Source organism: Devosia sp. (assembly GCF_034675085.1).
Classification (GTDB): domain Bacteria; phylum Pseudomonadota; class Alphaproteobacteria; order Rhizobiales; family Devosiaceae; genus Devosia.
Window position 1 is genome coordinate 1 of sequence record NZ_JAUCDN010000062.1, and the last position, 13,547, is coordinate 13,547.

Below are 13,547 nucleotides of genomic sequence, written 5' to 3' on the forward strand. Positions count from 1 at the left end.
GTCAGCGTCACGGCATCGGGCTTGTCGGTGATGGTGGTGGGCAGGTCGAGCACTTCGGTGATGCGGCGGCCCGATGTCATGGCGCGCTGCATGATGGAATATTGCATGGTCAGCGAGCGAATGGGGTCGAAGAAGCGCTGGATGTAAAAGATGAAGGCGACGATGACGCCGATCTCCAGACTGCCATTGAGCACCAGCGAGCCGCCCACCACCACGACGATGGCCATGGCGATGCCGGTGAGGCTATCGACGATCGGCACCATGACCTGCGCATAGCGCGAGCCGGTGAGCTGGGTCTGCATATTGGTGTAGGCCTTGTCGTCATAGAGGTCGAAATTGACCTTCTGGCGATCCAGGTTCTGCACGGTGCGCACGCCATTGATGCCCTCGGCCATGGCGCCATTGGTGACCGAATTGGATTCATGGGCGGCCCAGAAGGCGCGCTTGGCCGGCGGCAGCCAGAAGAGCCGCACCACGAACAGCACCGGCATGGTGGATAGGGTGAGCAGGCCGAGGCGGAAATCGAGCGTGAGCAGCACCACCACGATGCCGACCAGCAGCACCACGTCGCCCACCGAAATCACCGAGGTTTCGAGAAATTCCTGCATGGAATTGACGTCGCCCTGGAGCCGGCTCATCAGCCGGCCCACCTCGGTCTTGTCCATGAAGCTCAGCGACACGCGCTGGAGCTGGGCGAACATGGCCCGGCGCATGTCGAACAGCACATGCTCGGCCACGCGCCCGACCTGGCTTTCCTGCACCCAGGAGGCGCCGAAATTGACGGTGATGGCAATGGCGAAGGCAATGACCGCCCAGAGCAGATTGGCGGAATTGCCGCCCCGGGCCATGCCGCTGTCGATGGCATTGCCGATGATGAGCGGAATGGCGAGTTGCGTGGCGGTGAACACCAGCACCGCCAGGACCGAGCCATAGATGCGCAGGCGATAGGGGCGCACGAAAGCCCAGATGCGCCGCACGGTCTGCGGATCATAGGCCTTGCCGAAAATCTCTTCTTCCACGCGATGCGAGCCCACGCTGGCGCGGGGCGGGCGCTGGCCGGGAAAGGCGGCCAGTTCGCGATCATCATCATCAACGGCGCTCATTGGGCGGCACTCCCCATTTCCACATCCTCCGTGGGACGGGTCTGAAGGTCATAAAGGGCGCGATAGCGGCCGTTGAGGGCCAGAAGCTCCTCATGCGTGCCCTGTTCGAGGATGCGGCCATTCTCCAGGAAAAGGATGCGGTCGGCATGCAGGAGCGAGCTGAGGCGATGCGAAATGACGATGGTGACCCGGTTTGCGGCATAGCGCCTGATGGCGCTGCGGATGCGATGCTCGGTGCCGGCGTCGATGGCGGCGGTGGAATCGTCGAACACCATGACGGCGGGCTTGAGCACGAGGCTGCGCGCGATGGAAAGACGCTGGCGCTGGCCGCCCGAAAGCGAGACGCCGCGCTCGCCCACCACCGTTTCGTAGTCGGCGGGCAGGCCCATGATGTAATTGTGCAACTGGGCGCTTTCCGCGGCCTTCTCGATCTTGCGCTCCTTGGCCCAGGGATCGCCATAGGCGATGTTGTTCTCGATGGTGGTGGTGAACAGGAAACTGTCCTGCTGCACCACGGCAACGGCGCGACGCAGCGATTGCAGTGACACCTGACTGACATCCTGCCCGTCTATGGTTATGCGGCCGGAAGTGACATCGTAAAAGCGGGGAATGAGATGGGCGAGCGTGGACTTGCCGCTGCCGGGGGCGCCGACGATGCCGATGGTTTCGCCAGCGCGCGCCTCGAAGCTCACCCCATCCAGCGTCGGGTGGGTGGCCCCCTCATAGGTGAAGCGCACATCCTCGAAACGCAGCGTTCCCTGGGTGACCGCAAGATCGGGTACGCCGGGCGCATCGGCGATGGCCAGCGGGGTATCGAGGAAACCATAGAAGCGCTCGCCGCAGGTGGAAGCGCGGGCAAAGGAATTGACCATCAGGCCGAGCTGGCGCACCGGCATCTGCAAAATGGTCATGAAGGTGAGGAAGCTGGCCAGCGTGCCCACGCTCATCTCACCGGCAATGACCTTGTTGCCGCCGAACCAGAGCACCAGCCCCATGGCGATGAAGAAGGAAAAGGTCATCGCGCTGGTGTTGCGCACGCGGATGCGGACGCGATCATGGGCCAGCTCCAGCGCCTCGGTGGACGCGGCGTCGAACTTGGCCAGCTCGAATTTCTGCCCGGAAAAGGCGCGCACCACGCGGATGCCACCCAGGTTTTCCTCCATCACCCGCGTCAGCGCCGAGAGCTTTTTCTGCAGCACCAGCCAGGTGCTGCGCAAGGTAAGCTGGGCAACCGAAGAGCGCCAGGCGACGAAGGGCACGAAGCTCAGGGCGAGCAGACCCAGCAGGAAATCGGTGGAGAGCAGCATATAGGCCCCCACCCCGATCAGCACCGAAAGCAGCACCATGCGCACCAGCCCGGTGGAAAAGAACATGCGCAGGCCATCGAGATCGAGCAGGCCGATGGTGATGAGATCGCCGGTATGGACCTTGTCGTGGTAGGAATAAGAGAGGCGCTGCACCTTGTCGTAGAAGGCCAGGCGCAGCTCATAGGCGACGTGGTGGCCCACCGATTCCGAATAATAGTTCTGGACCAGGGTGAAGAAACCGCGCGCCACCGAGACGCACAGCAGCAGCAGCGCACTCCACAGCAGCGCCTGTTCGGCGCCTGCCACCGCCTCGGTGAGAATGCCCTGGGCCTGATCGACCGCCAGGCCGAGAAGGCGGGGAATCATCAATTGCAGCACGGCGGCGGTGATGGTGGCGCCGATAGCGGCGCCAGCCTGCCAGGGATGGCGGAACGAATAGAGGGTGATCCGCCGCAGCGGTCCCATGGCCTTACCAGCATGCGCCGCAGCCACATGCGCCCGTGCATCGCCGCGTGATCGGACGCGGCCAGCCTTGTCGGTGGTCAAGGAACTATCCAGACTTCAAAAATGTGTGGGGTCCGAAAGGGTTGGGAGGCCAGCTCGCCCTGATTCCGGACAAATCAACTCGCCCGGATAATGAACCCCGGTTCGCCCTGCCATTCAAGATCGAATCTAGGCAAAAAATGCAAAGAATGCCGATCTAAAGCGCGGCGTCGTCCGCTTCGCCCCGGTCGAGCTCGGGATAGATGAGCACCGAGCATTGCCGGTTCTGCGCGTCGAGCAGAGCCTGCTCGGCGGCAGTGACCATGCCGGTGGTCATGGCGGACCACAGATCGTTGCGCTTCACCCCCTCCAGACCGCATTGGCAATAGGTGACGCAGAGCCCTGGCGTCGTGCCGCCCGCCTCGCAGCTCACCTGGCAGGAGCGCAGGAAATCGGTATCGCGCATGGCCAGGCCCGGCTGCAACAGGCCGGCGACGGCGGCGGTGAGGCCGAAGAGAATGGGCTGATGCAGCAGATAGACGAGCAGGCTCCACCGGCCCAACCAAGCCAGGAGGCGCGGCAGGCGGGTTCGCGGCTGGATGGCGGCGAGGCGCGCGACCAGCGGGGAGGCCAGCACCAGCCTTGCGGCGACAATGCCGAGCAGGACCACGCCCAGCCAGGGAAAGACCGGCACCAGATCGTTGGCCGGGGGCGGCACCTGCCAGAAGCCGATCCAGGACCAGGCCCGCTCATTGTAGAAGGGATCGGAAAAGACCAGCGGCAGCAGGATGACGAGCGGGGCGACGACAATGGGCAGCCAGAGCGCGGTGCGCACGAAGGGCAGCGCCAGCAGGCTGGTCATCGCGATGGCATGGAGCACGCCGAAATAGACGTAGCTCTCGGGAAAGGCGAACCAGGTGACCAGGGTTATGGCCAGTGCGCCGGCGAGCACGAACAGCCAGCGCCGCCAGAAACGGGCCCAGCGCACACCCCGGCCATGGCCCAGTACCAGCCCGACCCCGACCAGCGCCATGAAGGCGAAGAGGATGCTGCGGGCAATGACCACCCAGACCGGGTCGCGCCCCACATCGGGAGCGATGAAACGGAAATAGGAGAGATCCCAGCACAAATGATAGGCCATCATGGCGATGATGGCGACGCCGCGGGCAATGTCGACGACGGCAAGGCGCGGGACTGAGGGGCTGGGCGAAGCGGGCATGGTCGGGATCATGGTCGTGGCCGGGCGCGCAGATTGGCGCGGGCCGGCCGGCGGTTCAATCGAGAAAATCGCGCAGGAGGCGGCTCCAGTCCTCCCCCATGAGCCCGCCGAGATAGGCATCGCCCCGGTGGATGGCCGCGATGATATCGGAGTGGCGGGTGGAAAAGCCATAGGCGCCGCGCGGCACGAAGCCGATGAAGCGCTGCGCCCAGAGCGCGGGCATCAGGAACGGTTGGGCCATGCCCCTGACGCCGGCGCAGCCCTGGTCATCGAGATGGGCGAAGAGATCGTCCAGCATGGCGGCCTCGGCGCCGGGGCGGGCCAGGCAATTGAGTACGCGGGCCACCCCGCCCCGGCGGGCATAGAACAGCGTGCAGGCCAGAAGCGCGCCCGCGCCGTCCCGCAGCTGTCGGCATTGCAGGGGGCCATCGACGGTATTGAGGGCGGCCATGGCCAGCAGCCAGCGCAACTCATCTTCGCCCCAGACCGGGCGCAGGGTGAAGCGATCGAGCAGGGCCGGCGCCTCGGCGATGAAGGCGTCGAGCGGCATGGGCTGGCCCGCTGCCGGTCCAGCGGCGCCAAGGCCGGGAACGAGACGGCGCAGCAGGGCGTCAAGAGGGCGCAGCAGCGGCACCAGCCACGGCGGCAGGCGGGAGGCGAAGCGCGCGACCAGCCATTGACCGGGGCGAAAAACGCGCCGCCAGTCCAGGCTTTGCAGCGGCAGCACTTCACAGCCGAGCGCCCGCCAGTGATCGGCGCTGGCGGCGTTGCAACTGTCGGAAAAGCAGAACTCCTGATTGCGTGGGCGCAGGCCCATCACCAGCCCCGCCGCGCCGCGCGAAGGCCGGGCCGGATCGGCCATGAAATTGCTCGCCAGCCGCCCGACAAACACCCGCTCGCCGCATCTGATCTGCATGGGAACGACCAGCAGGGCGGCGGCGACGACCCCCTCGCCATCGCGATAGAAGAAACTCGCCTGCGTCTCGTCATATTGGGGGGCGGCCAGGAACACGGCGCGCAGATAATCGACAAATTTGGGAGGCGGCGTCTGGCCCTTGCGAAAGACGCGATAAAACAGCGCCGCGATTTCGGGCGCGTCCTGCCAGCGCATGGGGGCGATGCCGGAGGCCATCATGCCCGCTCCGTGCCCATGGCGGCGAGGACGGCGGCGATGGTTTGAATGGGCAGGCCGCGGCGCCGGACCTGTTCGAGCACCATGGCCATGAACAGCGGCGAGCAGCCGATGGCCGAGGGATGGTTGCGCACGTCGTGGGTATAAAAGATCAGCCAGCCGCCGCGCCGGGCCAGATCGTCAAGCAGGGTATCGAGACGAAGCGGCGTGAGGCTTTGGTCGTAGAGCTCCTCGGCGCGCAGATGGGCCAGATCGATCCAGCCGCGATTGATGCCGGGCTGGATGCCGCGCAGCCCGGCATAGTGGCGGGCAAGACGATGCTTGGCCGCCAGCGAGACGATGCCGAAGGGATAGGCGAACGAGCGGGGCGCGCGGCCGGCCAAAGCGGCGATGGCGGCATTGTTGGCGGTGATTTCGGCGTGTAGAAAGGCCGGTGAAACCTGCTGGACATCGGCATGGCCGTGGGTGTGGCCGCCGATCTCGTGGCCCCGCGCCGCCAGCGCCGCCACCTCGGCCGGGGTGACAATCGGCTGGGCATTTTCCGTTCCCCCGGCCAGGGCATCGGCGAAATAAAAGGTGCCGCGCGCGCCATGGGCTTCGAGCAGGCTGGCGCCATGCCGCGCCGCCGAGGCGGGAAAATCATCGAAGGAAAAGGAAACGACCGGCTGCGCCAGCCGCCAGCGATGGGGCCGGAAGGGGATAGCGCGCGCCAGGCGCCGGGACAGGCCGGGCAGGAAGCCGGGCTTCATGGCCGCCTCCCCACATCGAGATCGGCCAGCAGGGCCAGAAAGCGGGAAACAGCGCGCTCGGTGGTGAAATCGGCGGCGCGGCGGCGCAGGGCGCTTCGATCGGGCGGGGTATCGAGCGCCAGGCGCATGCCGGCGATGAGGGCATGCAGATTGCCCGGCGGCACCAGTCGCCCGCATTGGCCATCGACCAGGATTTCGCGCGGGCCATGGGGCACATCGGTGGCGACCACCGGGGTACCGCAGGCCAGGGCCTCGACGATGGCATTGCCGAAGCCCTCATGCCGGGAGGCGGAGACAAACAGGGCGGCGCGGGCCAGGAATGTCACCGGCTCGTCGACGAAGCCGGGCATGGAAACGCTATCCTCGAGGTCGAGTACCCGCACCAGCCGCTCCAGCGCCGGGCGCTCGGGCCCCTCGCCCAGAATGGTCAGATGCACCAGCCGCTCGTCGCGCAGGACGGAAAAAGCGGCGATGAGGCTGGCGAAATCCTTTTCCGGCGAGAGCCGGCCAATGGCAACGATCTCTCCGGGCAGGCGCGCCTCGGCACCGGCCAGGCTGGCCAGGCGCAATTCGGTCAGCACCGCATTGGTGCCCAGATTGACCGCGCGCTCGGGGGCCACCCGGCACTGGCGGATCAGCTCTTCGCGCACCCCGGCGGTGAGGCTGACGACGCGGTCGGCGCGGGGATAGAACCAGGGCGCCAGCCGATAGGCCAGCCGGTTCTGCCAATAGGGATCGGCATGGCGCGCGGCGCTGGGCACGGCCACCTCGCGCAGCACGATGCGCGGGCGCGCCGCCCTGGGCAGCGCCAATGCGGCATGCACCAGCAGGCAATTGGCCGCCACTTCCGAAGCGACGATGGCGGCTGGCCGCACATCCTGCATCAGCCGGCGCAGGGCCGGGGCGGCGCGAGCCATGCGCAGGGGCTCCCCGGCGCCCAGATCGATGAAGGGCAGGCCGGGCAGGACGTGGCGGCGCAGGGGCCCGGCGGCATTGAGCGTGGCGATGACCACGGGCAGGCCCGCCGCATGCAGGCCATTGGCCAGTTCGATGGCATCGCGCTGGGCGCCACCACCCTCCATGGCCCTGACCAGCATGACCACCGGCGACGAATATTGGATCTGAAGAACCGACATGACAACGAGACCACAAGATCAACTTAATGTTCTTTTGTCCTTTTGCAGAAATATTGTCATGGGGAACGCGGTTTTCGGGTTAATTGGCCAGAGATATACTTATGATATTCTACTACCCCAATATTCGCCGATGAACCGGGATGCCGTGATCTATCTGGCGTCAAGGCTGGGGGCGGCGGCGCTCAATCTGGGCGCCATCGCCCTGTTCACGCGGCTGGCGAGCCCGGCGGTCTATGGCGGCTATCTCATCGGCTTTGCCGGCGGCTACATCGTCTTCGCCACCCTGTTCCAATGGCTGATCCAGGCGCATTTCGGACTTTATGCGCCGGAGCGGGCGGCGCGCCTGGCCGGGGCGCTGCTGGCCCTGCTCGGCATGATGGCCGGCGCGGCGGGGCTGGGCCTGGCCGCCGCCATGGGGCTGGGCCTGCTGGCGCTGGCCGACGGGCTGGCGCTGGCGGCACTGCTGGCCGGCTTCGTCATCTACGCCGCCGCCGTGGAAATCGGCCGCGCGCGGCTGATGGTGGGCGCGATGGCATTGGCAGGGCTGGTCCGGGGCCTGGCCATGCTGGTGCTGGGCGGGGCGACGCTGTGGATAGCGCCCTCGGCGCCAATGCTGCTGGCTGCGGTGGGGCTGGGGCAGGCCTTGGCGGGGCTGCCGATCCTGCTGGCGCTGCCACGGGCGGGCATCGCCGCGCCCGAGCGCGGGGACATGAGGGGCCTGGCGCGGTTCGGCGCGCCGCTGGTGCTCGCCTTTGCCGCCGCGGCGCTGGCGCTGCATTTCGACCGGCTGCTGCTGGACGGGCTAGCGGGAGCGGCGCTGGTGGGGCTTTATGGCGCCATCGCCGATCTGGTGCGACAGAGCTTCGTGGTGGTGGGCGAGGCGGTGGCCGCCGCCTATATGTCGCGCGCCAAGGCCACCGGCCCGGGGACGGAGCGCGCCATGGCGCTCGAACGGGCCTTTGCGACGCTGTGGAGCCTGATACTGCTGGGCATTGCCGGCTGGATGGCCCTGGGACCGATGCTGATCAGGCTGCTGCTCGGCCCCGATTTCGCCGCCGCGCCCCCGGGACTGCTGGAACTGATCGTTATCGGCACGGCGCTTCTGAGCCTGCGTGCCTATTACTTCGCCCAAGCGATCTATTTTGCCGGCGGCGCGGGGCGCGAGGTGGTCTCGAGCCTGGTCATGCTGGCGGCAGGGGTGGGGCTGGCGCTGCTGCTGGTGCCCGGACTTGGGGTGACGGGGGCGGCGGCGGCCTATCTGGGCGCGCAGGCGGCGGGGCTGGCCAGCCTGATGCTGGCGGATCGCCGGACGCGGCTGTTGCCGGTGCAGGCAAAGGTGGTGATCGAGACGCTGCCCATCTGTGTGGGTGCAGGTCTGGCGGGGACGGCACTGGCCCCGCTGGGGTGGTGGTGGGCCGCCCTGCCCGTGGTGCTGGCGACGCTGGCGCTGGTGCTGCGGCACGACCTGCTGGGCGGCGCTCAATGGCTGGCGAGAAGGCGGCAATAGGCCTCGATCATGGCCGGCACGCCATGGGCGACCTGAAGCGCCTCGGCGGCGGCGCGGCGGCGGGCCGGCGATGGGTAATGGGCCAGCATATGGCGCAGCGCGGCGGCCCAGGCTTCGGAGCTGTCCAGCGGCGCGAAAGCCACGGCCGCCGGGGCCAGCACTTCGCGCAGCACGGGCAGATCGGCGGCAAGGATGGGCAGGCCTGCCAGACCGGCCTCGACGGCGACAAGGCCGAAACTCTCCCAGACCGAGGGGAAGACGAAGAGGTCGGCGGCGGCGAAGAGATCGGCAAGCGTGGCGGCATCGAGATTGCCGACCAGGTGCAGGCGGCCGGCAACGCCGAGCCTGGCCGCCTCGGCATGGAGGGGGCCATGCAGGGGGCCCTCCCCGGCAAGCACGAGGTGGGCCGGCGCGAAATCCTTCAAGACGGGAAGAAGGAGGCGCTGGTTTTTCTGTGGCGCAAGGCGGCCTGCGCTCACCAGAAGCGGCGCATCAGGCGCTATGCCCAGCTTTTGCCGCCAATCGTCTCCCCGCCCCTTGGGTAGCGGCATGACGCCATGGGGAATGAGGCGCAGCCGGGCGCGATAGGCGGCGGGATGGGCAGCCAGTGTTTCGGCGGTGGCGGCGGAATTGGCGACAATGGCGGTATGCAGACCCAGCGTGCCGAAAAACCTGTCGAGCCAGCGCCAATGGGGCCGCATGGCCGAAGGAATGGCGGTGATCTGGGTGATGCGGATGGGCACCCCCCCTGCCCGGCCCAGAAGCGCGCCGGCAAGGCTCGCCGCCACCTGGTAGGAAATGACGGCATCGTAGCGGCCCGAGAGCAGGCTGCGCGCGATCTCCCCGCCATGATCGCGCAAATTGCGGGTGTCGACGCGATGGCCATGCGCTTCGAGCCCCTCTCCTACGCTGGCGGCAAGGGTGAGGACGCCACCGGGCTCGGCGTGGCTGAGAAGCTGGAGGACGCGGCTCATGGCGCAAGCTCCGCCCCGGACCAGTAGCGCAGGCAGGCCAGCGCCAGAAGGCCGGTGAACCAGATGGAATCGCCACGATTGAACAGCACCGATTCCAGGCTGGCGCTCATCAGCACGAAAAGCCAGTTGGCGACGAGGAATTGCAGGAAGGCGCGGGCCTTCGGATCGGCACAGCGGGGCCGAATGGCGGCGATATGGCCCAGCGGGGCAAGAAGGGTGAAGGCCAGCACCAGCACGAGGCCGGGCAGGCCGGCGGCAAGGGCGTTTTCGACAAAGCCGTTATGGGCATGGGAGACCTGGGCGGCGGTGTCGCCACTGCCGGCCACGGCATAGGTGACGCCGGTATCCCAGAACACCGCATAGCCATAGCCGGTGATCGGCCTTGCGGCAGCAGCTTCCAGGCCCAGCCGCCAGATATCGCTGCGGCCGGTGAAGCTGGGATCGGGCAGATGCGCGACCAGGGCGGTAAGGGGTGGAAAGGCGACGCCGCCCAGCGTGACCAGCGCCAGCCCGCCCACCAGAAGCAGCACGAGCGCAGCGCCCGCCCGATCGCCCAGACGCAGCAGGGCCATGGCGCCGATGAGGGCAGGCACCAGCAGCAGCGCCGAGGTCTTGCCGCCCGAGAGCAGCAAAAGCGCGAGCGCGCCGGCCATGAGCGCGAGGCCCCAGAAGCGCCAGCCCATTTGCCGGAGCAGGAGGCCGACAAGGATGAAATGCACGCTCATGGGCGCCAGGTCGTTCTTGTGGCGGAACATGCCGCGCCAATCGCCGGCCAGCCCCTGCTCAACCGCGTCGCGCAGCGAATGAATGGCCAGATCGGGCACGAACAGCACGCCGAGAAAGCAAAGGGCGACGGCGAGGCTGGCGGCAAGGCCGAGGACGAGGACGAAATCGCCGAGGCGCTCGAACACCAGGGGCAGGCAGAAGGCGATGGCCAGCGTGATGCCGGCCAACGCCAGCCGGTTGAGCGCCAGGCCGGGGCTGGCGCCCAGCAGGGCGCAAAAGGCGAACCAGGCAAAAAGCAGCGGCACCAGCCAGCCCATGGCGTGCCGGAGCTGATCCAGTCGTCCACGCCGCCAGACCAGCGCCAGGAACAGGGCAAGGATAAGCAGGGTCAGATTGCGGCGCAGCGGGCTGGATTGGGTGGGATCGTCGAGCACGCCATGGCTGGAGAGACTGGCGAAGGGCTGGGCCTGGGTCCAGAGCGCGAGGAGAGCAAGGGCGACGAAGAGGCCGGAAAAGCGCGCCGCCCCGCTCACCAGTCGGCCCTGAGATAATCGCGCAGGAAGCGGCCATAGGCCGAGGGCGTGCCGTCGGGGGCGAGAAGGGCGGGGCTGGCACCAGCACTGTAGCACCAGGCGGTGAAACCCAGCCCCAGGGCGTCGAGCACGTCGCGGGTGAAAGGAATGGCGAAATCGTCGAGCCCGCCGCGCAGATCGGAGGCGCAATCGGGGCAGAAGCCCCATTCGGTGACGACGATGGGATGGGTTTGCGGCAGGGTGCCGAGGCTGGAAAACCAGCGATCGGGCCGGTCGCGATCTTCATTGGGATAGGCATGCCAGGCATAGGCGGTGCGCGGATCGGGCAGGGGTTCGGCGGCGGGGCCGGTCAGATCATGGGCCCAGCGCCCACCGGCGGCGAGGAGGATGGTATCGGCCAGATCGCGGATTTCGGCGGTGATCTCCTGCCAGGCGGCGCGAAACAGAGGCCAATGGGCGCCGTCGGAACGCCAATGGCGCGCGTCGCCCACCGGCTCGTTCCACAATTCGAACAGGATGGCCGGATCGTCGCCATGAAGCCGGGCCATGCCGCGCCAGAAGGCAATGGCTTCCTCGACGGTGGACAGATAGGCATCGGCGGGCAGGCCCCATTCCGGCGGGGGCTGCGGCTGGTAGAGGCCGGGAAAGCCGATGGCGTGCCAGTCGACAATGACGAACAGCCCCTGCACGCGGGCCGCGACGATATCGGTGTGCAAAAGCTGCATCATCAGGCCTGGATCGAGCCGCCAATGGCCGGGATGGACACTGATGCGCACGCAATTGGCGGCCCAGTCGCGCGCCACCACCGCATAGTCGTAAATGCTGCGCCCGGCGCGGATATAGACCGGATCGCCCATGGCGATGCCCGCCAGCCGCAGGGGCGCACCATTCCAGGTGAGGCGATTGCCGGCGATATCCATATGGCCGGGCTCGGCGGCGCGCAGCAGCGGAGCCGCCGAGAGGCTGGCCAGGCCCGCCAGCGTGCCGCGCCGGTTCATTTGTCCACCTCCCGGCCGAGGCGGACAAAGCCCAGCCCGGCCCCTGCGCACAGACCTGCGGCCAGGCCCAGCGGCAGCAGAAGGCCCAGCCGGGGCGGAAAATTGCGCTCGAGCGGCGGCACGGCCGGGGACACCACCTGGGCGTTGATTGTATCGACCGCCGCCTGCTCGGCGGTTTCGCGGGAGCGCAACAGCGCGTCCTCATAGATGGCGCGGCTGGCCTCGGCCTCGCGTTCGAGCTGGCGCAGGCGGATGCGGCTGGCATCATCGTCCTGCAATTGGGCGGTGGCGGCTTGCATCCGGGCGGCAAGCGCCGCCTCGTTATCGCCGGCGCGCTGAAGCGCAAGTTCGGCCGCGGTGACCAGCCGGCCCGCCTCGCCGCGAATGGCGGCGCGGATGGTGGCCAGACGCTCCTCGGCCACCAGCAGGCGCGGATGGCGCGCGCCCAGCGTGGCGCCGAGAATGGCGATATCGGCGGCGGCGGCCTGCCACTCGGCGTGCAGGCGCGTCATTTCGGGCGAGCCCAGGGCCTCGGGCGCGGCGATGATGCGCTCGGGGTCGGCGGCGAGTACTCGAAGCTGGCGGAGTTGAATGCCCGCCACCTCGACGCTGTTTCGGGCAGCGAGCAGGGCCGCGTCGGTCTGGCCGACACGGGTTTCGGTGAGGGGGCGGCCGCCGGCCTCGACAATGCCATTGGCGGTGCGGAAGGTCTCGACGGCGTTCTCGGCTTCCTGGAGGCGCGCGAGCAATTGCGCCAGACGGCCGCCCAGCGCGGCGGAAGCGCGGCCGGCCTGCTCGGCCCGCTGGCTCTCGCGCAGGGCGAGATAGGCCTCGACCACGCCATTGGCGATGGCGGCGGCCTTGGTGGCGCTTTCCGATTCGGCATGCACGTCGATGACATAGGTGCGATCGAGCCGCACCACATGCACCGCCTTGCCCAGCGCCAGCACGGCCCGGCCCAGATCGTCGCGCGGGGCGTCGGAGGAGGCTTCGAGGAAAGCGCGCAGCGGATTGGGCGGGCGGACAAATTCGGGGTCGTCTTCCAACCCAAGCTGCGCGGCGGCGGCGCGCAGCACGGCATCGGAGGCCATGACGCGGGCCTGGCTCTCGATCAGCACCACCCCGGCATCGCCGGCGGCGGTGGAGGGAGACAGGTCGCGCTCGAGCACTTGCAGGTTCTGCGGATCGATGAAGATCTGGGCATTGGCGCGATAGCTCGGGGTCAGCAGCTGCCCGGCCAGGATCACCGCCAATCCGCCGGCCAGCGCCCCCAGCAGCGCCCAGGTTTTCAGCCGCCAGCCCAGCACCAGCCAAGCGCCCAGCGGCAGGGGCGGCCGGGGCGAACCCGCTGGCAGGGACTGGGGCGTGCTGACCGCCTCGAACATGGGCTGGCTTGCCTCCGGCTTGCGCAAGATCGAAGCAAATCCTAGCTATGGACGCCCTTGCGGAGCGGTGAAGAGGCCCCAACGGAGAAGGGCTTAGGGGGAAATACAGCCGAGGCGCCAGAGGCGTGGGAGAGGCCCCTCACCGGGCGCTGCGCGCCGACCTCTCCCCCAAGGGAGAGGTGAAGGAGCGATCGGGCCGGCGCTAGATCATTTCACTGTTTAGTAGAAACGCTGAAACGCTCTAAGCCTTTGTTTTATCGCGTTTCCGAACCGCAAAACCGTTTCCACTTTTGCT

At 67.8% G+C, this 13,547-nt stretch carries 11 protein-coding genes; 1 reads left to right on the plus strand and 10 read right to left on the minus strand.

Translation table 11 applies throughout. The features are described 5' to 3' along the window. The 6 genes from VDP82_RS05995 to VDP82_RS06020 all read right to left on the minus strand — a co-directional run. Positions 1-1,103 (minus strand): ABC transporter ATP-binding protein (locus VDP82_RS05995; protein ID WP_323013939.1); only part of this gene is annotated, 1,103 nt, incomplete at its 3' end. After that, the gene (locus VDP82_RS06000; protein ID WP_323013949.1) at positions 1,100-2,875 is read right to left on the minus strand and encodes an ABC transporter ATP-binding protein; all 1,776 of its coding nucleotides are present in this window, start codon (positions 2,873-2,875) and stop codon (positions 1,100-1,102) included. The genes VDP82_RS06000 and VDP82_RS05995, both read right to left, overlap by 4 nt. A gap of 235 nt (positions 2,876-3,110) precedes the next feature. After that, positions 3,111-4,124: a heparan-alpha-glucosaminide N-acetyltransferase gene (locus VDP82_RS06005; RefSeq protein WP_323013940.1), complete on the minus strand. Its 1,014-nt coding sequence runs from the start codon at positions 4,122-4,124 to the stop codon at positions 3,111-3,113. 43 nt (positions 4,125-4,167) lie between these two features. Beyond that, positions 4,168-5,247, minus strand: a complete 1,080-nt coding sequence (locus tag VDP82_RS06010) for a hypothetical protein (RefSeq protein WP_323013941.1) — start codon at positions 5,245-5,247, stop codon at positions 4,168-4,170. Then, complete coding sequence (locus VDP82_RS06015; protein WP_323013942.1) at positions 5,244-5,993, minus strand: polysaccharide deacetylase family protein; 750 nt, start codon at positions 5,991-5,993, stop codon at positions 5,244-5,246. Before VDP82_RS06015 ends, VDP82_RS06010 begins: the two co-directional genes overlap by 4 nt. Then, the gene (locus VDP82_RS06020) at positions 5,990-7,129 is read right to left on the minus strand and encodes a glycosyltransferase (RefSeq protein WP_323013943.1); all 1,140 of its coding nucleotides are present in this window, start codon (positions 7,127-7,129) and stop codon (positions 5,990-5,992) included. The genes VDP82_RS06015 and VDP82_RS06020 overlap by 4 nt, the downstream gene beginning before the upstream one ends. Positions 7,130-7,259: 130 nt before the next feature. Between VDP82_RS06020 and VDP82_RS06025 the strand changes: the two genes are divergently transcribed. Beyond that, the gene (locus VDP82_RS06025; RefSeq protein ID WP_323013944.1) at positions 7,260-8,636 is read left to right on the plus strand and encodes a hypothetical protein; all 1,377 of its coding nucleotides are present in this window, start codon (positions 7,260-7,262) and stop codon (positions 8,634-8,636) included. On the opposite strand, the gene VDP82_RS06030 is transcribed toward VDP82_RS06025, so the two are convergent. Genes VDP82_RS06030 through VDP82_RS06045 form a run of 4 tightly spaced genes read right to left on the minus strand, consistent with a single transcriptional unit; the run spans position 8,609 to position 13,279 of the window. Next, on the minus strand, positions 8,609-9,610 hold the full coding sequence (locus VDP82_RS06030) for a glycosyltransferase family 4 protein (RefSeq protein ID WP_323013945.1): 1,002 nt from the start codon (positions 9,608-9,610) through the stop codon (positions 8,609-8,611). The two genes, VDP82_RS06025 and VDP82_RS06030, sit on opposite strands and share 28 nt — an antisense overlap. Then, positions 9,607-10,869 carry an O-antigen ligase gene (locus tag VDP82_RS06035; protein ID WP_323013946.1) on the minus strand — a complete coding sequence of 421 codons (1,263 nt, stop codon included), beginning with the start codon at positions 10,867-10,869 and terminating at the stop codon, positions 9,607-9,609. The genes VDP82_RS06030 and VDP82_RS06035 overlap by 4 nt, the downstream gene beginning before the upstream one ends. Then, positions 10,866-11,867, minus strand: a complete 1,002-nt coding sequence (locus tag VDP82_RS06040; RefSeq protein WP_323013947.1) for a glycoside hydrolase family 5 protein — start codon at positions 11,865-11,867, stop codon at positions 10,866-10,868. Before VDP82_RS06040 ends, VDP82_RS06035 begins: the two co-directional genes overlap by 4 nt. Beyond that, positions 11,864-13,279, minus strand: coding sequence for a GumC family protein (locus tag VDP82_RS06045; protein ID WP_323013948.1), 1,416 nt, complete (start codon positions 13,277-13,279; stop codon positions 11,864-11,866). Before VDP82_RS06045 ends, VDP82_RS06040 begins: the two co-directional genes overlap by 4 nt. Positions 13,280-13,547 lie beyond the last annotated feature (268 nt).